This is a genomic window from Nocardioides sp. T2.26MG-1 (genome assembly GCF_950101795.1).
Taxonomy (GTDB): Bacteria; Actinomycetota; Actinomycetes; order Propionibacteriales; family Nocardioidaceae; genus Nocardioides.
This window is the reverse complement of the sequence record NZ_CATNLZ010000012.1, coordinates 434,015-454,184: the sequence shown is the minus strand read 5'-3', so window position 1 is coordinate 454,184 and position 20,170 is coordinate 434,015. Positions and strand designations below refer to the sequence as shown.

The following is a 20,170-nucleotide window of genomic DNA, read 5'->3' as shown; positions in this document are numbered from 1 at the left end:
GTGAAATCTCTTGGAGTCCGCCTCGCGGGCGCCGCAAGCACGTATCGATCACTCCATGCACGGCCGTTCGATGGGTTGGCCATGCGCCGGTTGCGCAACCGGCGGGGTGGCGGACTCAGCCGGCGGTCGGAGACGGCACGACGGTGGCCGCGGCGTCGAGCATGGCGACGAGCAGCTCGGTGAACAGCTCGACGTCCCACGCGGGCTCGTCGAGCTGGTAGGAGAAGAACAGACCGTCGGAGAGCGCCATCGTCAGCTGGGCCATCGCGTCCGGCGTCCCGTGCAGCCGCTCGGACCCAGCGGCACCGTCGGTGCCGAGCACCTGGGCGTACCACTGCTCCTGGACCAGCCGCGCCTGCCGGCGGACCGCGACGAAGCGGGAGCGGGCGGCGGGCGGGTCGTCGCGGCGGAGCAGCAGCAGCTGGTGGCCGATCCGGAGGAACAGCGGCCGCTCGGCGAGGCTGCGCAGGCTCACCGTGAAGTGATCGTGCAGCTGGTCCTGCCACCGGGTGCCGGGGTCGGGCGGCAGCCAGGCCGGCTGGGCGACGTACCACTCCTGGTAGGAGTGCTCGATCGCCGCGGCGATCAGGTCGTCCTTGTCCTTGAAGTGCCAATAGAGCGAGCTCGCCGGCAGGCCGGCACGCTCGCAGATCCGCGAGATCGTGGTGCCGTCGTAGCCGCTCTCGGCCGCGACGTCGGCCGCCGCGCGGAGCAACCGCTCGCGCCCGGAGTCCGGGTCGGCCACGACCAGGCGCGCCGGGGGGACCCGACGGGCGGTACGCCGGGGCGCGGCCTCCTCGGAGACCAGGTGCCGCGCGGCGGCGGCGAGACCGCGGGAGAGCGCCTCGACCACGGGGTTGAGGTCCTCCTGCACGTCGGACTGGTGGGCGAGGAAGAGCCCGTCGGTGCTCGCGACCGTCAGCAGGGCGAGGGTGCGCGCGCGGCGGCCGCCGGGATCGGCGTCGTCGCCGAGGGCGTGGGTCCACCAGTCGGTCAGGCGGGTCAGCGCCTGGGCGCGCACCTCGAGGAAGCGCTCGCGCGGGCCGGTGCCGACCGCCGGCCCGGTCTCCAGGGCGAGCAGCAGCCCCATCCGCCAGAAGCCGGGCTCCTCGTCGAACGCGTGCGCGGTCGCGCGCAGCTGGGCGAGGAGCTCCTCCTCCAGCGGTTGGGAGGGGTCCACCTCGCGCCACCGGCCCAGCTCCTCGTCGAACCGCCGGTAGCCGTGGACGAGCGCGTCGGCGAGCAGGTCGTCCTTGTTGTGGAAGTGCCAATAGACCGAGCTGCCCGGCAGACCGCTGGCCTTGGTCACCAGCGCCATCGTCGTGCCGACGTAGCCGCGCTCTCCGGCGATCCGGAGGGTCGCGTCGAGGATCGTCCGGCGGGAGGCCTCGCCCTGCGCGTGCTGACGGGTCGTCTTGCGTGCCATGGCTCCGCTCCGGATCGGGTGTGCCGCGCGGCGGCGGCACGAGTCTAGTGAGGTGGGTGGGACACGTCGGTCGGGACGTGCCGGGCGGTCGCGGCGAGCTCGGGGGTGATGACGACGACCATGGTGAGCAGGGCGCCCACGCCGGCGGTGGCCATGCTGATGCCCATCAGTGGACCCGTGACGCCACCGATCGAGACGAGCGGCGGCACCGTGGCACCCAGCAGGAACTGGCTGGCGCCGATCAGCGCGGAGGCGGCGCCCGCGTCCCCGGCGTGCGGCACGAGAGCGAGCGCGGTGCTGTTGCCGAACGACATGCCGAGGCCGACGAGCACCAGCCAGAGGGGCACCGCGGCGACGGCGAGCGGCGCGTCGAGCAGCAGGGTGACGGCGAGCAGCACGGTCGCCGCGCAGACGACCGACAGCCCGCGCCGCAGGAGCACGATGGGACCGACGCGGCCGACCAGGCGGGCGCTGACCTGGCTGCCGACGATCATGCCCGCGGCGTTCGCGCCGAAGACCCAGGCGTACGCCACCGGGCCGAGGCCGTAGTCGCCGCGCAGCACGAACGAGCTCATCGAGATGTAGGCGAACAGCACCACCCCGAGCAGCGCGCTCAGCACGAGGAAGCCGCGGAAGCGCCGCTGGGCCAGCAGTCCCCGGAGCGCGCGCCGGCGGATCGGGACCACCGCGCGGACGCCGGCCGGTCGGGTCTCGTGCAGCACCAGCCAGCACGCGGCGACCAGGAGCAGGCCAACCATGCCGAGGAACACGAAGATCCCGCGCCAGTCGGTCAGCGCCAGCAGCTGGCCCCCCATGAGCGGGCCGACGACGGGCGCCAGGCCCATCACGAGCATCAGCTCCGAGAACACCTTGGCGGCCCGCGCCCCGTTGTAGACGTCCCGCACGATCGCCCGCGCCACCACCACCGCCGCTGCGCCGGCCAGGCCCTGCACCAGCCGCAGGGCCAGCAGCACCCAGACGTCGGTCGCCACCGCGCACAGGAACGACGTCACCGCGAGCACCAGGACACCCCAGCGCAGCGGCCGCATCCGGCCGATCCGGTCGCTGAGCGGGCCGACGACCAGCTGCCCGAGCGCCAGGCCCACCAGGCACACCGACATCGTGAGCTGGGCGAGGGCGTCGGAGGTCCCGAGGGACCGGGCGAGGTCGGGAAGACCCGGCAGGTAGAGGTCGGTGACCAGCGGCGCGATCGCGGTGAGGGCGCCGAGGGTCACCAGCAGCGGCCGGGAGAGGTCGCCGGGCACGCCGGCCCCGGAGGTGGTGGCCCCGGAGGTGGTGGCCCCGGAGGTGGTGGCCCCGGAGGTGGCGGGGTCGCGGGAGGTGGCGGTCACCTCCGCATCCTGGCGGGCCGGGCCCACGGCGTACGACGTCGTCGTGCCTGTCCGCGGCACGCGGCCGGTCCGGCCCGGCGCGCCGCGGGCCGGTCGGTCCGCAGAGCGGCACGGACCGCTGTGTGACGCCCGCCACGAGCGTTCATGGTCGGCAGGTCTCGGCTCCATCCACCGGCCGACCCCGGCCGACGGCACGGCAAAGGAAGACCTCATGTCACTTCATCGTCAGACCGCCCGGCGGGGCGCCGCGCTCGTTGCGAGCGCCGCCCTCCTGAGCATGCTCGCCGCCTGCGCCCAGGACACCGTGAGCGCCGGCACCCCCAGTGGCAGCGCCGAGGACAGCGCCGCCGGCATCGCCAAGGCGAAGGAGGCCGTCGCCGGGTGGCAGGACGCCATCACCGACTACCCGGACGAGCCGGCGCTCTCGACGACGCCCGACCTGGCCGGCAAGAAGATCACCGTGATCCCGTTGGGCGACCAGATCCCCGTGATCCACGGCGTCGCGGTCGGCATCCAGGACGCGATGAAGGCCGTGGGCGCCACCGCCACGATCTGCGACGGCAAGTTCACGCCGACCGCGGTGGCCGACTGCCTCAAGCAGGCCGGCGACCAGGGCGCGGATGCGGTCGTGTCCCTGTTCATCGACTACGCCATGGCCGGTACGGCGTTCGACGCGCTGGCCGCCAAGGGCGTGCCCGTGCTCGTCGGCGGCGTCGCCCCGAGCGGCGGCCGCGAGTCCGACGACACGCTGGCGTTCTACGACAACACCGGCCGCGTGGGGAAGCTCTACGACGCGATGTCGATGTCGGCGCTCGCGCAGGGCGGCGAGGACACCAACGCGCTGTGGCTGCGGCTGATGGACTCCACCACCACCCGCGACGCGAGCGACCAGGGCGTGGCGACGTTCAAGGAGCTGTGCCCGAGCTGCGGCATCGCCACCGCGGACTTCACGACCGCCAATCTCGACAAGCTGCCGTCGGCGGTCAGTGCCGCGATGGTGGCCAACCCCGACACCAACGCGCTCATCGTCCCGGTCGACAGCTTCGTGGCACCGGCGCTGCAGGGCCTCCAGAGCTCCGGCAAGGCCAAGCAGGTCAAGGTGTTCTCCTCCAGCTCCGACCTCGCCGGACTGCAGCGCGTCGCCGCGGGCCAGCAGGCCTCCGACCTCGGCACCCCCGTGATCTACGAGGGCTGGAAGTACGCCAACGGCCTGATGCAGCTGCTCGCCGGCGACGAGGTCCAGCTCGCCGACGAGATGGTCACCCGCGACTTCACCGCGGACAACGTCGGCGACCTCGACCTGACCGACAAGGCCTACTTCACGCCCGACTGGTTCGGCAACGACAGCTTCAAGGCCGACTTCCTCGCGGCCTGGGGCGTGAGCTGACGATGACCACCACTCCCCGGCTGGAGGCCCGCGGCGCCAGCAAGACCTTCGGCCCCACCACGGTGCTGCAGGACGCCCACCTGGTCGTCCAGCCCGGGGAGATCCACTCCCTCGTGGGCCAGAACGGATCGGGCAAGTCCACGCTGGTGAAGATCCTCACCGGCTACCACGCCCCCGACGCCGGCATGACCCTCGAGGTGGACGGGCGGCCGCTGGCGCTGCCCGTCCAGTGGCGGACCGCCCAGGCCGCCGGCGTCTCCGTCGTGCACCAGGACGTGGGGCTGCTCGACCACCTGACGGTGAGCGAGAACGTCGGCGTCGGCGGCTTCGTCCGCTCGCGGCTCACCGGCCGCATCGACTGGCGCCGCCAGGACGAGCTGGTCGCGGAGCTCCTCGGCCGCCTCGAGATCCCGGTCCACCCGCGCATGCTCGTCGGCGACCTGGCCCCGGCGCACCGCGCCGGCGTCGCGATCGCCCGGGCGATGCGCGCCACCGTGCCCGGCCAGGGCCTGATGATCCTCGACGAGGCGACCCGGGCCCTGCCCCGCGAGGACCTCGCCCGCATGCACGACCTGCTGGCCCGCGTGGTCGCGACCGGTACGGCGGTGCTGATGGTCAGCCACAACCTCGAGGAGGTGCTGACCGTCAGCGAGCGCGTGACGGTGCTGCGCGACGGCCGGGTGACCGGCTCCGGGCTGCCGACCGCCGAGCTGAGCGAGGCCGACCTGGCCCGGCTCATGCTCGGCAAGACCGTCGACGCCGTGGCCCGCGTGCCCTCGGCGGGCGACGCGCCCGCGGGCTCCGCCGCGGTGATCGCCGATCTCGACGTGGACGGTCGGCCGCTGTCGATCACGATCGGGCGCGGCGAGGTGGTCGGGCTGACCGGGCTGCCCGGCACCGGCTTCGAGAAGGTGCCCTACCTGCTCGCCGGTGCGACCCGCGCGGCCTCCGGCACCGTGACCACCCCGACCGGTCGGCTCGACCTGACCCGGGCCGGCGTGGCGGACGCGCTGCGGGCGGGCGTCGCGCTGGTGCCGGAGCGGCGCGTGCGCGACGGCCTCGCCCTCGAGCACAGCGTCCGGGACAACCTCGCGCTGCCGAGCGTGCGGCGGCGCGGCCGCCCCTGGCTGGTACGCCGGAACTGGCAGCAGCAGCTGACCACCGACTGGATCGACCGGCTGCAGATCAAGGTGCGCTCGGGCGACGACCTGGTCAAGGAGCTCAGCGGCGGCAACCAGCAGAAGGTGCTGTTCGCCAAGTGGCTCTCCACCGGCCCGGAGCTGCTCGTGCTGCACGAGCCGACCCAGGCCGTGGACGTCGGCGCCCGGGCCGACCTGCTGCGCGCCATCGGCGACGCGGCCGCCGCCGGCCGCGGGGTGCTCCTGGTGAGCACCGAGCCCACCGACCTCGCGGAGATCTGCGACCGCGTGCTCGTGCTCCACCCCGGCCAGGAGCCGCGGGAGATGCGCACCGACGACCCCGACGCCCTCCTCGAGGCCATCTACTCCGTCCCCACCACCACGGGAGCCACCCATGCCTGAGCCCGTCTCCACCGTCGACCACCTCGTGAGCCAGGACGAGACCGCGCGGCGCCTCGTCGCCGACAGCGGCACCGTCGTGATCGCGCCCGTGCAGGGCGAGCAGCCCCGCCACGGGCGCGCCGGCGACCTGCTGCGCACGGCCGCCTCGAAGTACGCCCTCATCGGGGTGTGGGCGCTGATGGCGCTGTACTTCTACACGCAGGTGCCCGACACCTTCGGCACCAGCGGGACGTTCTCCTCGATCTTCGGATCCCAGCAGGTGCTGGTGTTCCTGGCCATGGCGGCGCTCGTCACGCTGGCGGTGGGGGAGTTCGACCTCTCCGTCGCGGCGATGATGGGCATCACCGCGACGGTGATCCCGGTGCTGGCCGGCATGCACGGGATGAACATCGTGCTGGCCTGTGTGATCGGGGTCGGCGCCTCCGTGCTCGCCGGTGTGGTCAACGGCTTCTTCGTCGTGGTGCTCGACGTGTCGTCGTTCGTCGTGACCCTCGGCATGGCGACCCTGCTCACCGGGGTCGCGCAGCTCGTGTCGGGCTCCACGATCGTCTCGGTCAGCAGTCCCAACCTGGCGAAGATCGCGATCGGCGACGTCCTCGGCATGCCGGTGTCGTTCTGGTACGGCATCGCGCTCGCGCTGATCATCGCCTACGTGCTCTCGTGGACCCCGTTGGGCCGCGCGATCGTGTTCGTCGGCGCCAACGCCGAGGTCGCCCGGCTCGCCGGCATCCGGGTGCAGCGCGTGCGCTTCGGGGCGTACGTCGTCGCCGGGCTGCTCGCGGGCCTCGCCGGCCTGATCCTGGTGGCCACCGTGGGCGGCTTCGACTCCTCGACCTCCAACAGCTACCTGCTGCCGGCGCTGGCCGCGGTGTTCCTCGGCACCGCCGTGGTGCAGCCCGGCGCGTTCAACCCGATCGGCACGATGGTCGCCATCTACTTCCTGACCACCGGCATCTTCGGGCTGCAGCTGCTCGGCTACGCCGGCTGGATCCAGAACGTCTTCTACGGCGCCGGCCTCGTGGTCGCGGTCGCGCTGGCCAAGGTGGTCCGGGACCGGTCCCGCGCCCGCTGACCCGCCCGCCGTCCCGACCGCCGACCGCGCGTGCCGCGGACCGGCACGCGCCGGTGGTGGCGCAGGTCACATCGTCCCTACCGTCCCCGTAGTGATCGTTACAGACGCTCGACCAGAGATGAGGAACCCATGCCCCAGTCCAAGCACGAGGTGGTGGAGAAGGTCCACAAGGCCGCCGACGTCCTCCGCGAGGAGGCGGTCCCGAGCGACGAGCTGGGGCGGCTGACCGACCGCACGGTCGAGGCGATGAAGGAGACCGGCCTGGTCCGGCTGCTCCAGCCGGTCGAGCACGGTGGCTACGAGGCCACGCTGGCCGACTTCCTCGAGGCCGCGATGGCGGTCGGCGCGGCGTCGCCGTCGGCCGGCTGGGTCGCGGGCGTCGTCGGCGTCCACCCGTGGGAGATCGCGATGATGGACGCGCGGCTCCAGGACGAGATCTGGGGCGAGGACCAGGACACCTGGACGGCCTCGCCGTACGCGCCCTTCGGCCGGGCGCGGCGCGTCGACGGCGGGTTCCTGTTCACCGGCCGCTGGCCCTACTCGACCGGCACCGACCACTCCGCGTGGGTGATCCTCGGCGGCATGGTCGTCGCGGACGACGGGCAGCCGGGCACGCCCCCCGACATCCGGCACTTCGTGATCCCGCGGGCCGACTACGAGATCGTCGAGGACTCCTGGAACGTCATGGGCCTGCTCGGCACCGGCTCCAAGGACGTGCAGATGACCGACGTCTTCATCCCGGACTACCGCGTGGTCGAGGCGTCGGTGATGCTCTCCGGCGGCTACGAGCACCGGCAGGAGGGCAAGCCGCTCTACCGGCTGAAGTTCCCGCTCGTGTTCTCCGCGGCGATCGGGGCGGCCACCCAGGGCATCGCGCAGGGAGCGCTCGCCGCCTACCGCGACTACCTCTCGACCCGGGTCTCCGCCGATGGCATCGTCGGTCGGACCGACCCCACGCAGCTGATCGTGTACGGCGACGCCGCGGCCGACATCGCCGCCAGCCGGGCGCACCTGCTGACCTCGGCCGCCGAGCTCCAGGAGTACGTCGGCAAGGGCGGCGAGATCACCCGCAGCCAGCGGCTGACGTTCCGCCGCGACCAGGTGCGTGCCACCCGGCGCGCGGCCGACGCGATCGACCGGCTCTTCAAGATCAGCGGCGCGAGCGGCATCCGCAAGGACTTCCCCAACGAGCGCTACTGGCGCGACCTGCAGGTCGGGCTGAGCCACATCTGCAACGTCGCCGAGAACGTCTACACCGGCTGGTCGACCGACGATCTCGGCGGCGACGCCAACCCCGCGCTGTTCGTCTGAGTCCCGACCCCCAACCCACAGGAGAAGCAGGAATGATCACTTCGCTCGCCTACCTCGGGGTGAACTCGCCCCGGTCGGAGGACTGGCGCCGCTTCGGGGCCGGGTTCCTCGGCGCCGAGCTGGCCGAGGACGGCCCCGACGGCTCCGTCCGGCTGCGCGTCGACGACGCCGCGTGGCGCATCCAGATCCACCCCGCCGAGGAGGACTCGGTCGCCTACTTCGGCTGGGCCGTCGACCACGAGGAGGACCTGGACGTCGTCGTCGAGCGCCTGGCCGAGGCCGGCGTCACCGCCGAGCGCGGCTCCGCGGAGCTCGCCGACGTCCGCGCCGTCAACCGACTGATCACGTTCACCGATCCGTGGGGCTTCCCCCATGAGGTCAGCTGGGGCCAGCACTTCCACCCCTCGACGTTCCGCCCCGGTCGCGCGATCTCGGGCTTCGTGACCGGCACCCAGGGCCTGGGCCACGTGCTGCTGATGATGCCGGACATCGAGGCCGGCCACCGGTTCTTCCACGACGTGCTGGGCTTCCGGCTCTCGGACAAGATCATCGTCCCGGGCCAGCTGAACGCGCGGTTCTACCACGTCAACGAGCGCCACCACACGCTCGCGCTCGGGCAGTGCCCGCCGGGCGTCGCGGTGTTCAACCACCTCATGCTGCAGATGAAGTCGATCGACGACGTGGGGTCGGCGTACGACATGCTCGACGAGTACGACGTGCCGATCACGCTCAGCCTGGGCCGCCACACCAACGACAAGACGTTCAGCTTCTACTGCGCCACACCGTCGCTGTTCAACGTCGAGGTCGGCTACGACGGCATCGCGGTCGACGGCGACTGGGTGCCCTACACCTACGGTGCCACCGCGATCTGGGGCCACAAGCTCGACCCCGAGGCGAAGAACCGCCCGCCGGGCATCGTGCACCCCTACACCGACTGAGCCCAGCGGTCACACCACTGCCCCGGACGCCGAGTCCGGGGCAGTGCTGTCTCCGGGGGGTGTCGCCCGTGCCGAAGAGTGATGTCGTTTGGTCACCAACCGCAGGTGGGGAGCGGTTCCCGCTGGAGTGGTGACCATGGGGGAGGTCCGGTTGCCCCTCCCGTCGCGCCGCGGGTCCGTCCGCCGGGCCTTGGGTGGGGTCGGTCTGGGGCGCGGCGGTGATGTCGTTTGGTCACCAACCGCAGGTGGGGAGCGGTTCCAGCTGCAGTCTGGGACCAAACGACGACGCTCCGGTCGCAGTGCGGCCCACCGGGCCTCAGAGCGGGAAGTCGGCCTCGTACCAGTCGCGGTACGCCGTGGCCTGCTCCGCCCCGCCGTTGGCGAGGTCGCGCTCGACGCAGGCGGCGGCCGCGCGGACCTCGTCGACCCAGCCGCCGACGACGTGGCCGGGGACGCCGGCGGGCAGCTGCGTCGCGCGCAGCACGAGCGCCACGCGGCCATCGGGGCCGTGCACGGGCACGACGACCGCGCCTACGTCGTACGTCTCGCCGGGCAGCACGTCGACGTCGTCGAAGAAGTGGCGGGTCTGGGCCAGCACCGACCGGACCGCGCGCTCGCGGGCGGGGGTGAGCTCGCCCGAGGCGTACTCGGCCAGGGCCTCGTGCAGGCGCTCGTACTCGCTGCGGGCGCCCGGGCCGACCATGCTCAGCGCGACGCCGCGCTCGGCGACCGTGGCCAGGCGGCGGCGGTAGCACTCGACGAGGGCGGGGTCGTCCGGGGTGACCTTGGCCAGCCACCGCTCGACGACCTCCGGGTCGGCGCCGGCGACGTACGCCTCGCCGATCGGGGGGATCAGCGGGATCCGCTGGCCGAGCGGCTCGACCATCGTCGCGGTACCGCCGTAGGCGCTGACCGCGGTGGTGAGCTCGTCGGGGCTGACCGCGACGAGCGCCGCGGCCTCGCACTCGAGACGAGCGGCGATCCGCTCGACCTGGGCGCGGGCCCGGTCGCCGAGGCGGACCGCGGTGATCAGGTCGGCGTCGGCCTTCGCGGCCATGCCGGCGGGCGAGAACCCGCCGTACCCGCCCTGGAAGAACAGCAGCGGCGTCGCGGGCCTGGTCACCTCCATCTCGTCCACAGCGCACAACACGATCCAGTGGTCGCCGGCCTCGACGACCGACTCCTGGCGGCAGTGCACGTGCGCGACGGCGTCGGTGAGCACCGGGGCGCCGGCCGCGGACGGCGACCAGTCGACGCCGTCGAACTTGCCGGGCCGGGGCACCGCCATCGTCCGGCACAGCGCCAGCTGGTCGTGCGCGAGCACGTTGACGCAGAGCGCGTCGGCCTGCGCCAGCCGGTCCCAGGTGCGCGAGCCGACCTGCGGCATGAACGCCACGAGCGGCGGGTCGATCGACACGCTGCTGAACGTGCCGACCACCATCCCGACGGGCTCGCCGTCCACGGTGCCGGTCACCACCGCGACGCCGGTGGGGTAGTGCCCCATCACGTCGCGGTACTGGGTCGGGTCGATGACGCTGCGCTGCACGGTCTCCATCCCTGCACGGTGCGCGCGCTCCCGGGCAGGCTCAAGAGCGTCATGCCGCACTCCGGCACACCGGGAGAGCCCGAGCACACGGTTCCGGGGACCGGCACGCGCCGCTGGCCCGGGACGGCCGGCGCCCCGGAGGGTTCGGGGCATGGCTCCTCACCTCCTCGCCCGAGAGGCGCAGCTCGACGCCGCGGCCACCCGGCTGCTCGACGCCGCCCGCACCGGCGTGCCGTGCGCCCCGGTGCGCGACCTCGTCGGCGCCGACGACGTCCAGGCGGCGTACGCCGTACAGCAGCGCCTCACCGCCTTCCGCGTGGCGGGCGGCGCCCGCGTGGTCGGCCGCAAGATCGGCCTGACCTCCGCCGCGGTGCAGGCCCAGCTCGGCGTGGACCAGCCGGACTTCGGGGTGCTGTTCGACGACATGGAGCACCACGGCGGGGACGTCGTCGCCGCCGGGTCGGTGCTGCAGCCGCGCGCCGAGGCCGAGATCGCGTTCGTGCTGGGCGCGGACCTCGTCGACGGGGACCTCGGGCTCGTCCGGGTCCGGGCGGCCGTCGACCACGCGGTCGCCGCCGTCGAGATCTGCGGCAGCCGGGTCGCGGACTGGGACATCAGCCTCGGCGACACCGTCGCCGACAACGCCTCGTCCGGCGCCTACGTGCTGGGCCCCGAGCGGGTCCGGCTCGACGCGTTCGAGCCGCGCGAGGCCGAGATGACCATGACCATCGACGGCGAGACCGTCTCGACCGGGTCCGGGGCGGCCTGCCTCGGCGACCCGCTCGCCGCGCTGGCCTGGCTCGCCGGGCGCGCCCGCGAGCTCGGCGACCCGCTCCGCGCCGGCCAGGTGGTGCTGTCCGGCGCCCTCGGCCCGATGCGGCCCCTCGCCCCCGGTCAGCGGGTGCGCGCCACCATCACCGGCCTCGGCTCGGTGTCCTTCACCTACGGGGAGCAGTCATGACGCGACGTACGAAGGTCGCCATCATCGGGTCCGGCAACATCGGCACCGACCTGATGATCAAGGTGATGCGGGGCTCCGACCACCTCGAGATGGGCGCGATGGTCGGCATCGACCCGGCGTCCGACGGGCTGGCCCGCGCCGCGCGGTTCGGCGTCCCGACCACCCACGAGGGTGTCGAGGGGCTGGTCGCGATGCCGGGGTTCGAGGACATCGAGATCGTCTTCGACGCCACGTCGGCCGGGGCACACCGCGCCAACGCGGCCCGGCTCCAGCCGCTGGGGAAGACGATGATCGACCTGACGCCCGCGGCGATCGGGCCGTACGTCGTCCCCGCGGTCAACCTCGAGGACCACCTGGACGCGCCCAACCTCAACATGGTCACCTGCGGCGGCCAGGCCACGATCCCGGTGGTGGCGGCCGTCGCCCGCGTCGTGCCGGTCGCGTACGCCGAGATCGTGGCCTCCATCGCCTCCAAGTCGGCCGGCCCGGGCACCCGCGCGAACATCGACGAGTTCACCGAGACCACTTCGCAGGCGATCGTCGAGGTCGGCGGTGCCGCCCGGGGCAAGGCGATCATCATCCTCAACCCCGCCGAGCCGCCCCTGATCATGCGAGACACGGTCCTCTGCCTGGTCGACACCCCGGACGAGGGTGTGCACGAGGAGATCCGCGCCAGCATCGAGAAGATGGTGGCCGACGTCTCCGCCTACGTCCCGGGCTACCGGCTCAAGCAGCAGGTGCAGATCACGCCGGTCCCCGAGGACCAGCCCGTCCAGACGCTGCTCGCCGCCGGCGCGACCGGACGCCCCACCCACCAGGTGTCGGTGTTCCTCGAGGTCGAGGGCGCCGCGCACTACCTCCCGGCGTACGCCGGCAACCTCGACATCATGACCTCCGCCGGCCTCCAGGTCGCCGAGCGGATCGCGGCCCGGAAGGCGAACGGCTGATGAGCACCCCGATCTACGTCCAGGACGTCACCCTGCGCGACGGCATGCACGCCGTACGCCACCGGATCACACCCGACGACGTGAAGCGGATCGTGGCCGCGCTCGACGCCGCAGGCGTCGACGCGATCGAGGTCGCCCACGGTGACGGCCTGGCCGGCGGCTCCCTCAACTACGGTCCCGGCTCCCACTCCGACTGGGAGTGGATCGAGGCCGCCGCCTCGGTGCTGGAGAACGCGCGGCTCACCACGCTGCTGCTGCCCGGCGTCGGCACCATCCACGAGCTCGAGCGGGCCTGGGACCTCGGCGTCCGGTCGGTCCGCATCGCCACCCACTGCACCGAGGCCGACGTCTCGGCGCAGCACATCGCAACCGCCCGTGAGATCGGCATGGACGTGTCCGGGTTCCTGATGCTGTCGCACATGGCCGAGCCCGAGCAGCTGGCGGCGCAGGCGAGGCTGATGGAGTCGTACGGCGCGCAGTGCGTCTACGTCACCGACTCCGGCGGCCGGCTGACCATGAACGACGTCGCCGCGCGCGTCCGCGCCTACCGCGATGTCCTCGAGCCCGCCACCGAGATCGGCATCCACGCGCACGAGAACCTCTCACTCTCGGTCGCCAACTCCGTCGTCGCCGTCGAGAACGGCGTATACCGGGTCGACGCCTCCCTCGCCGGGCACGGTGCCGGCGCGGGCAACTGCCCGATCGAGCCGTTCATCGCGGTCGCCGACCTGATGGGCTTCGAGCACGGCTGCGACCTGTTCCAGCTGCAGGACGCCGCCGACGACCTGGTGCGCCCGCTCCAGGACCGCCCGGTGCGGGTCGACCGCGAGACGCTCACGCTCGGGTACGCCGGGGTGTACTCCAGCTTCCTGCGGCACGCCGAGGCCGCGTCGGCGCGCTACGGCGTCGACGTCCGCGACATCCTCATGGAGTGCGGCCGACGCGGGCTCGTCGGGGGCCAGGAGGACATGATCATCGACATCGCGCTCACGCTCGCCGAGGGCGCCGCCTGACGGGACTGTCTCGACGCGGCGCTTGGGCTGGGGCACAGACTGACACCATGCCCAACCGCCTCGCGAGCGCGACGTCGCCCTACCTGCTCCAGCACGCCGACAACCCGGTCGACTGGTGGGAGTGGGGACCCGAGGCGTTTGAGGAGGCGCGCCGGCGCAACGTGCCCGTGCTGCTGAGCGTGGGCTACGCCGCCTGCCACTGGTGCCACGAGGTCGCCGCGTAGACGGTCATTGACGAGAGTTCGCGAAACCGCAGGTCAGGACGGGTTCTGTGGATCACTCGGGTTCGGGTTGTATCGCCGTTGGACACCGTTTCCGGGGCTTCATGTATCACTCTCGTGTATCACTCGGCCGGCCTACTCATGGGGGAGGTATCCCTCCTCGTACGCCCATGAGAACAGGCTCTCGCCAGAGCTGATCGGCAAGAACATGTCGGTGGCCAGGAGGTCGTCCACGATCTGTATCGCGCGTGCTCGGTCGACGTCCGGGAGGGTCCAGTGAGCCTCGATCACGAGCCAGAGGGTGTCGTGGCTCTGGACGCCGTGCAGGTCTGCCTGGGCGATCGCGCTCTTGTCATCGATCAGCGCCGTGATGCCGCGGTGCTTGGCGCATGCGATGACCGCGCTCTCGCCCAAGTGTTGGGTGGGACCGCCGCCAAGCGCCGCCTTGACGATGAGCTGCGTAAAGACTTCGTCCTCCGTGAGAACGGTCGTTTGTGCCCAAGACGTCGAAGCAGGGTCTGGTATCCCGCTGTACAGCATGCGCCCGGCCTGGATCTCTGTGTTGACTTCGTCGGGCACGACAATCACGCCGCCCGGCGCCAAGCGTTCAAGAATCTCGACGTGCCCGGCACGGCATAGGTGGGTGTAGACGCTGGTGTCAGTGACCCAGGTCGTTAGGTCAGGCATCCGATCCTGAGCCGGTGTGGCCCTCGAAAGATCGGCGGAGTCCGTCCATCGACGACGACGCGTCCACCGCAGGTAGGTCGTCGACAGTGAGCATCCCTCGCAGTAGTTCAAGTACGCGCGACTCAGTGAGCTTGGACGAGGTGTAGCCCGTCAGGCATGCGGCGACGAAGGCTGGCGAGAGGTACCGGGCTTCTAGCTCGTCATTCCATGACAACCCCAGGCGCAAGTAGTCGCCAGACCGGGGCTCGTTGGCGCTGAGCCGATCGCGCTCGTCGTGCGAGATGAGACCAACATTTCGAAGTTGAGAGATTGCCGCCGTCCAACTCAGTCGGAAGGCAACGCCGACTGCTAGAGCGCGATCTCGAAGCGGCCACTCAGCGTACTCTGACCAAACCGTGGTGATCCCAGCGCGGGGAGCGAGGAAGTGGATGGAGAACGAGTTGATCATCTGTTCGCTGTCAAGCGAGGCTTCCGTGTCATACGCATCGCCAAACAGCCAATGGCCCAGTTCATGTGCCAGGGTCATCCGGCGTCGGCCCGACCCGGTATGCCCATTGATGACCGCGGCGCCCAGTGCGCCACCCTCTGCGTCTACCGCAACACACCCTCCGTCGGGACCAGATTCGCCGAGGGGCGCCGCGAACGTGTGGAGTCCGAACCGTTCGCAAAGGCGGCCAAGATCGGCAATCGGTTCGGAACCGAGGCCCGCCTTTCTCCGGAACGAGGCGGCAGCACTCTCGGCCTCAGCGTGCGTTCTAGGTACGCGAGCGCTCTCATCACGAAGGACTGGCTCAAGCAACCCCAGCGCCAATAGACCTCGCAAATCTGACGCGAACTGGTCGATCTCGACGTCCAGAGCACGGGTCGAGTCATGCGCAGCGTGGGGCGTTGATCGACGGCTGACTGCAGCCGGCACTGGTGCCTCGACGAAGTACGAGAGCGGTCGACCGAGAACCTGAGCGATCTGCACCAGTTCAGGCACCTTGAGATTGCGCTCGCCCTTCTCAAGCAGGACGATAGCGGTCCGGTCGAGACCGACGGCACGCGCGACGCTCTCCTGAGTCATGCCTGCGAGATCGCGGGCCTCGGAGAGCCTCTGGCCGAGTACCATCTTGTCCACGTGTTGGATTTTCGCACATCGATCGTTCTCGCGCCAACGCGAGCTAGATCTGTGGACCGAGAGCGAGCTACTCCGGGTCAGTGCGCTCGTGGTCGTCCTCGCCCACTGGCTCAAACGCCCACGACCGGGCCACCTCGGCTGAGAGGACGCCGGTGAGGTGGACGGCTCCTTGTGGTTGGACAGTCAGGTGATGGAGCGGATCATGAATGATCCTGACCTCGGGGTTCCCCTGCCCATCCTCCACATTGCCCACGAGGACGAGGAAGAAGTCATCCGGCGCAGCCATCGCTCGCTGGATCTGGCTGTCCTCAAGCTGCACGGAGTCGGGGATCGCTCCTTGGTGAACTTTGAGTTCGTAGTACCGACCACGATCATCGACTGCATCGGCGCCCACATTTGGTTGGTGCCGGACATCGGTCAATGTGCATTCGTCGCCAGCCAGAACCATGCGAAGAAGCTCCAACCCCGCGTCCTCGCGCTCCTGTGCCGTGTAGTTGAGCGGCCCTCGGCCGCCGCCGCCGGGCTGTTTGGGTTTGTCTCGGTTCGGTTCCTTCAACTTCGGCTTCCCAGTTCCGGCGGCTCCGGACCCGCCCGACAAACCTGTACCTCCCTCGCCGCGAGGTGTGCCGGTGATGAGTTCCCCGGCGGTGTCTTGCAGGACCAAGGTGGCGGGGTCGACGAGAATGCGAGCCTTCGGCGGTGACGGGGGATCGTCCGTGGCCCCTTGGCTGGGTGTTCCCTTCTTCGGCTTTCGGGCCGAGCGAGTGACCGGCTGCTTCGAGGTCGGCAGGGAGTTGAGCGCCGCCTGGCTCTTCTCCCGACGCAACTTCTCTTCGGCAGCGCGCGCGGCTGCGGAGACGACGAGGTCGGCCTGGGCGCCTGCCTCGGCATCAGCCCAGGCCGCGAGCCACGCATACCCGATTTCGCGTGGGCCAGTGTCGAAGATGGACGCAATTGCGTATCCACCACTTCGGGCCCGGCTGGCGTCCTCGGAGGAGTTGACGAACAGCGTCGCACGTTGGGTGTCCAACCACGCTGGCAGCGCCACTTGGTGCCCAGCGCTGTCCGGCACGGCGACCTGGACCCGAAGGTCGGGAAGCACAGCGACCTGGAAGTCGGACAGTTCCTCCCATGTGAGAGCGATGGCCTCAGCAGATGCCGGCGCACTCTGGGTCAGGTCGGTCTGGAGGTTACGAACCGCGCGCCGCAGTAAATCCGTGAGATCGGGGTCGTAGTTGGCTGAGCTTTCGTGGAGGACATGTGCGTGGGTGGCGTCGAGCGGGGTGAGTGCGAGCGGATCGACAAGAGACTTGAGTTGAGTCAGTTGCCCGCCGGGCTGCCAAACTGCAACCTTCCCCTTGAGCGCTTCTGCGAGCAATGGGTTCTCGACCGCATATACGGGCCGCTTGCTTGTCCAGCCGTTGCCGACATACACCGGTTGGCGGCGCAACTGGCCGAGGCGTTCGGGAGATGTGTCCGCAAGGATTCGTAGAGCTTCCAGCATGATCTGCTGTTCGTCGGTGCTGAGGGATCGGGTGCCTGCGAGCGTCTTGATGACGGTCTTGGCATCGTCGGCTGTGGGGGGCCTTACTCCCAGCGCGCTCCATAAGGGTTCTGCGCCGGTTACGGCCGGCACGAATGCGACCAAGTCTCCGAAGACTGGGGGGCCAGATCGCGCCAGGGCGGTGCGTCTCCAGCCGTGGTTCGTGATGATCAAGCCGTCGCCGCGATCGAAGCGGCTGCGCAGCACGCTGGCTTGCATGTTGCCCACGCGCTGGATGCCTCCGCCGTGAACTTCGGCGGCCAGTGCTTGGTAGAACGGGGCGGCGAAATCGGCGGCTTCCTCCACCGTCATCGGGTGGCCGTCAGACCCGTCTGGGCTCACGGGCTGTCCAGACTGGTGCAGGGTGCGGATCTCCTCGATTCTGGTGATCAGTGCCGCAACAGTCGGATTGCCCTTCACCCCGAGGGCTGACAGCACTTCGCGATGCGCTGGTGCGTCGTATGCCTCGGCGAGGTAGAGCGCCGGGTCGGTGCCGTACATCGCCTCGTTGGTCCCAGTCCTGACTCGCAACTCCCCGGGGGCAGTCGGTCGGCCTCGGCCGTTGCCAAGCCAGGGGATCGATGCCGCTTGGCTGACCCACCACGCGTCGACATCACCCTTGTGGATCCAACCGTTGTCTGGATTCGCGGCGGTGACTCGGGAGTACGGTTCGAGACGGTCCCAGCTTCGGGTGAGACAGCCGATAAGGGCAATTGCCCGCTCTCGACGCTGTTGGCCGTTCCTCTCGGCCGCGATGTCGGCGAGTACCTTCTCAAGGTCGGGCGCGGCGTGGTCGTCGAGCGTGCACTGTGCCCCAACCTCGTTCATTTGCCGCGCGCGCCGAATCGGTGAGCCCGGTGCGTCCTTCCACAGGCCAGACGTGTAGTACGCGTACTGCTTGTAGTAGAGGCCGTTGTCGGGGAAGAGCTCCAGACGCGGGAGGTTCTCGGCACCCAAGAGCCGGAAGAGCCGTTGCGTGCCGATTCCGGCGCGGCCGGATGGTGCACGCAAGGCGTCTGAATAGCGTCGGTGGAGCCAGACGAGCCCGGGCGTCTTCTTGGCGGCGTTCGACCAGCTGTTCCGCTCCTTCTCGATGAAGTAGGAGTCGGCAGGCCGGGCAAATACCTGCGTGCGCTTCCCGTTGGCGTCGTACACGGTTGCCTCAAGTCGGATCGCGCGTCCGATTCCCTCGGCGAGCGCGGGGCGAGCCGACTCTTCGACGGATTCAAGGGCGGCGCGGAGCGCGTTCGCCTGGTCGTCGGTCAGCGGCTCAGCTAGCTCGACGTCGCTGCGCCCCGCGTTGGAGAGGACTCGGAGTGCGTCTGCGTCCGTCGCGGTCTTTCGCAGCGTTCCAGTGTCGTGCAGCCATCCGGCAATCACCGGCCACGTGGGACGTTCCGAGTAGGCGGTGTGCACCTGGGCGCCGATACCCAGTGAGGACCAGAGTTGGGATGCTTCCTCGGGCAGCAGAATGTCCAACCCTTTGGCGGCCTCGGGGCTGGTCCGCCGGCCGTCGGTGAGGACCAGGCACGACGAGGTGAGGAGCTCGTCGGCGAGATCCTCGTCCTCCTCTTCATCGGCGGTGGCAGCTGCGACAGCGGCAGCGGTCAGGTCGGCGACGAACTCAATCGTCCGATCTTCGGCGTTGAGGAGTGGCAGGGCGGTGCGAACGTCCACCAGCGCAGGTGTCGCAGCACCGAGATTATCGAGGTCGGCAATGACGACACGCCATCTGTCGTCATCAGAGCGGTTGAACGACGTGATGACATCAGCGGTTTCCGCAAGGTCGCGGATGTCTTGGTCCGTCAGGATGCCGGTCAGGTCCGGAGTCTCGTAGGAAAGGTCGCGTAACGGATGTCGATCGCCGCTGCAGCCCTTGAGTTGGACCCTGTCGGCGAACTCGAGTCGCGAGGCGGTCATGAGTTGATCCACGACTGCTTCATCGAGTGGGCTCGCGGTGAAGGTGTCGTCCGCGTATTCGGAGTCGAGTGGAACTGCCGCCCAGGCACTCTTGGGGTCGGTGGAGAACAGGTCCAGTGTGGCGTCGAGCCACAGGTCGGCGACGAGTCCGATGAGATCGAGGTTCCACTGGCTGTCGGCGAGGTCCCGGCGGTTGGCGAGCGGATCGAACTGTGCGGCGAAGCGGAAGGGCACGCCGAGTGATCGCACAGGCAGACCGACGTGGACGTGCCCCTCGTCGCCGGCGAATCTCGGGAACGCGATTGCAACGGGAGTGGTGTCGTGGTGGGACTTGCCTGCGCGGTGACCGGCAGGGCTCTTGGCCTTTCGTGAGTAGCGCAGCCAAGTCCGGCCATCGCCGGCCGTCACGGAGGTCCGGACAGCGCTGCCTGCAGCAAGCTCGATCACTGCCGGCTCGCCCACCGAGATGCTTACGCGTGTCACGGGATCCCCGTGCACGTCCAAGAGGGTCACCGAGCGGAGAGAGCTCAGGAAAAGCAGCCCGGCATCGCTCCACGACTGGAGCCAATCGGCCACTTCAGATTCCGTGGTCGCCCCGTGCTGGAAGGGCACGACGAACGCGGTGGTTGCAGCCTCCGGCTTGCTCGGCCAGCGCGGATCCGCGTCGGCCGCTCGCAGGGAGCTTCGGCCAAGGCTCAGATGGAAATGGCCGTTGTGGCCCTCCAGTGTGTCCGACAGCGCCTGCAGAGTCTTGAGGCCGATGCCGAATCGGCCGAGCTTCTCGGCCCGGCTCGTCTTATCGCTGAGCCACGGGATCGTGAGACCCCAAACGTCAGGCAGGGTGAAGTCGCTTCCGTTGTGCCCGAAGAGCAGGCGATCGTTGTCGACCGAGAAATACGCGTCGTCGGCGCCTTCGTCGTCGGCGTTCTGCAGCAACTCGGCGAGACCTTGCAGCCGGTCGTCGGATAGTTGTGCCGCGTTGCCCGTTGCGCGTCCAAGCGCCCCGCGGATGCTCGGTGGCAGTTTCTGGAACTCCTCCGCCAGCGCAACAAGGCTGGCCGATGCCGCATCGGCGTCCGCTGGCACTGGGATCCGCTCCCAAGGCATGTCTGGGTCATGGTGAACGACCTCGCGCGCGGCCTCGACAGCATCGACTGCCTCGAACCGCCAGAGATCGTTGTCCAC

At 70.2% G+C, this 20,170-nt stretch carries 14 protein-coding genes and 1 pseudogene; 9 read left to right on the top strand and 6 right to left on the bottom strand.

Features of this window, described 5'->3' with window-relative positions; genetic code table 11:
• Window positions 1–115 precede the first annotated feature (115 nt).
• The gene (locus QQZ14_RS11935) at window positions 116–1,426 is read right to left on the bottom strand and encodes a TetR/AcrR family transcriptional regulator (RefSeq protein ID WP_284534527.1); all 1,311 of its coding nucleotides are present in this window, start codon (window positions 1,424–1,426) and stop codon (window positions 116–118) included.
• 44 nt (window positions 1,427–1,470) lie between these two features.
• Window positions 1,471–2,778 carry a multidrug effflux MFS transporter gene (locus tag QQZ14_RS11930; RefSeq protein ID WP_284534526.1) on the bottom strand — a complete coding sequence of 436 codons (1,308 nt, stop codon included), beginning with the start codon at window positions 2,776–2,778 and terminating at the stop codon, window positions 1,471–1,473.
• Window positions 2,779–2,989: 211 nt separating this feature from the next.
• Here QQZ14_RS11930 and QQZ14_RS11925 point away from each other — a divergent pair, with 211 nt between their 5' ends.
• The 5 genes from QQZ14_RS11925 to QQZ14_RS11905 all read left to right on the top strand — a co-directional run bounded on the left by QQZ14_RS11925 (window position 2,990) and on the right by QQZ14_RS11905 (window position 9,027).
• Window positions 2,990–4,165 carry a sugar ABC transporter substrate-binding protein gene (locus QQZ14_RS11925; RefSeq protein ID WP_284534525.1) on the top strand — a complete coding sequence of 392 codons (1,176 nt, stop codon included), beginning with the start codon at window positions 2,990–2,992 and terminating at the stop codon, window positions 4,163–4,165.
• A 2-nt stretch (window positions 4,166–4,167) separates the two neighbouring features.
• A complete protein-coding gene (locus QQZ14_RS11920; protein ID WP_284534524.1) occupies window positions 4,168–5,706 on the top strand; it encodes a sugar ABC transporter ATP-binding protein in 1,539 nt (512 codons plus the stop codon).
• Entirely contained in the window at window positions 5,699–6,778 is a 1,080-nt protein-coding gene (locus tag QQZ14_RS11915) for an ABC transporter permease (RefSeq protein ID WP_284534523.1), read from the top strand. Before QQZ14_RS11920 ends, QQZ14_RS11915 begins: the two co-directional genes overlap by 8 nt.
• 129 nt (window positions 6,779–6,907) lie before the next feature.
• Complete coding sequence (locus QQZ14_RS11910) at window positions 6,908–8,089, top strand: acyl-CoA dehydrogenase family protein (RefSeq protein WP_284534522.1); 1,182 nt, start codon at window positions 6,908–6,910, stop codon at window positions 8,087–8,089.
• A gap of 32 nt (window positions 8,090–8,121) precedes the next feature.
• Complete coding sequence (locus QQZ14_RS11905) at window positions 8,122–9,027, top strand: VOC family protein (RefSeq protein ID WP_284534521.1); 906 nt, start codon at window positions 8,122–8,124, stop codon at window positions 9,025–9,027.
• A 316-nt stretch (window positions 9,028–9,343) separates the two neighbouring features.
• Here the strand turns inward: QQZ14_RS11905 and QQZ14_RS11900 are convergent, their stop codons facing one another.
• A complete protein-coding gene (locus QQZ14_RS11900) occupies window positions 9,344–10,582 on the bottom strand; it encodes a flavin reductase (RefSeq protein ID WP_284534520.1) in 1,239 nt (412 codons plus the stop codon).
• Window positions 10,583–10,724: 142 nt separating this feature from the next.
• On the opposite strand from QQZ14_RS11900, the gene QQZ14_RS11895 reads away from it, so the two are divergent.
• The 4 genes and pseudogenes from QQZ14_RS11895 to QQZ14_RS11880 all read left to right on the top strand — a co-directional run.
• Window positions 10,725–11,534, top strand: coding sequence for a 2-keto-4-pentenoate hydratase (locus QQZ14_RS11895; protein WP_284534519.1), 810 nt, complete (start codon window positions 10,725–10,727; stop codon window positions 11,532–11,534).
• Complete coding sequence (locus tag QQZ14_RS11890) at window positions 11,531–12,481, top strand: acetaldehyde dehydrogenase (acetylating) (RefSeq protein ID WP_284534518.1); 951 nt, start codon at window positions 11,531–11,533, stop codon at window positions 12,479–12,481. The genes QQZ14_RS11895 and QQZ14_RS11890 overlap by 4 nt, the downstream gene beginning before the upstream one ends.
• Window positions 12,481–13,494, top strand: a complete 1,014-nt coding sequence (gene dmpG / locus QQZ14_RS11885) for a 4-hydroxy-2-oxovalerate aldolase (protein WP_284534517.1) — start codon at window positions 12,481–12,483, stop codon at window positions 13,492–13,494. The genes QQZ14_RS11890 and dmpG overlap by 1 nt, the downstream gene beginning before the upstream one ends.
• Before the next feature lie 47 nt (window positions 13,495–13,541).
• A pseudogene (locus QQZ14_RS11880) lies at window positions 13,542–13,712 on the top strand (DUF255 domain-containing protein); the annotation flags it as partial.
• A 138-nt stretch (window positions 13,713–13,850) separates the two neighbouring features.
• Here QQZ14_RS11880 and QQZ14_RS11875 read toward each other — a convergent pair.
• From QQZ14_RS11875 to QQZ14_RS11865, 3 genes are all read right to left on the bottom strand, one after another.
• Window positions 13,851–14,402: a hypothetical protein gene (locus QQZ14_RS11875; protein ID WP_284534516.1), complete on the bottom strand. Its 552-nt coding sequence runs from the start codon at window positions 14,400–14,402 to the stop codon at window positions 13,851–13,853.
• Window positions 14,395–15,513, bottom strand: coding sequence for an XRE family transcriptional regulator (locus QQZ14_RS11870; protein WP_284534560.1), 1,119 nt, complete (start codon window positions 15,511–15,513; stop codon window positions 14,395–14,397). Before QQZ14_RS11870 ends, QQZ14_RS11875 begins: the two co-directional genes overlap by 8 nt.
• Before the next feature lie 76 nt (window positions 15,514–15,589).
• The gene (locus QQZ14_RS11865) at window positions 15,590–20,170 is read right to left on the bottom strand and encodes a sacsin N-terminal ATP-binding-like domain-containing protein (RefSeq protein ID WP_284534515.1); all 4,581 of its coding nucleotides are present in this window, start codon (window positions 20,168–20,170) and stop codon (window positions 15,590–15,592) included.

Coding starts and splice junctions, on each gene's coding strand:
- QQZ14_RS11935 (WP_284534527.1), bottom strand. CDS start 1,426: ATGGCACGCAAGACGACCCGTCAGCACGCGCAGGGCGAGGCCTCCCGC.
- QQZ14_RS11925 (WP_284534525.1), top strand. CDS start 2,990: ATGTCACTTCATCGTCAGACCGCCCGGCGGGGCGCCGCGCTCGTTGCG.
- QQZ14_RS11920 (WP_284534524.1), top strand. CDS start 4,168: ATGACCACCACTCCCCGGCTGGAGGCCCGCGGCGCCAGCAAGACCTTC.
- QQZ14_RS11915 (WP_284534523.1), top strand. CDS start 5,699: ATGCCTGAGCCCGTCTCCACCGTCGACCACCTCGTGAGCCAGGACGAG.
- QQZ14_RS11910 (WP_284534522.1), top strand. CDS start 6,908: ATGCCCCAGTCCAAGCACGAGGTGGTGGAGAAGGTCCACAAGGCCGCC.
- QQZ14_RS11905 (WP_284534521.1), top strand. CDS start 8,122: ATGATCACTTCGCTCGCCTACCTCGGGGTGAACTCGCCCCGGTCGGAG.
- QQZ14_RS11900 (WP_284534520.1), bottom strand. CDS start 10,582: ATGGAGACCGTGCAGCGCAGCGTCATCGACCCGACCCAGTACCGCGAC.
- QQZ14_RS11895 (WP_284534519.1), top strand. CDS start 10,725: ATGGCTCCTCACCTCCTCGCCCGAGAGGCGCAGCTCGACGCCGCGGCC.
- QQZ14_RS11890 (WP_284534518.1), top strand. CDS start 11,531: ATGACGCGACGTACGAAGGTCGCCATCATCGGGTCCGGCAACATCGGC.
- dmpG (WP_284534517.1), top strand. CDS start 12,481: ATGAGCACCCCGATCTACGTCCAGGACGTCACCCTGCGCGACGGCATG.
- QQZ14_RS11875 (WP_284534516.1), bottom strand. CDS start 14,402: ATGCCTGACCTAACGACCTGGGTCACTGACACCAGCGTCTACACCCAC.
- QQZ14_RS11870 (WP_284534560.1), bottom strand. CDS start 15,513: ATGGTACTCGGCCAGAGGCTCTCCGAGGCCCGCGATCTCGCAGGCATG.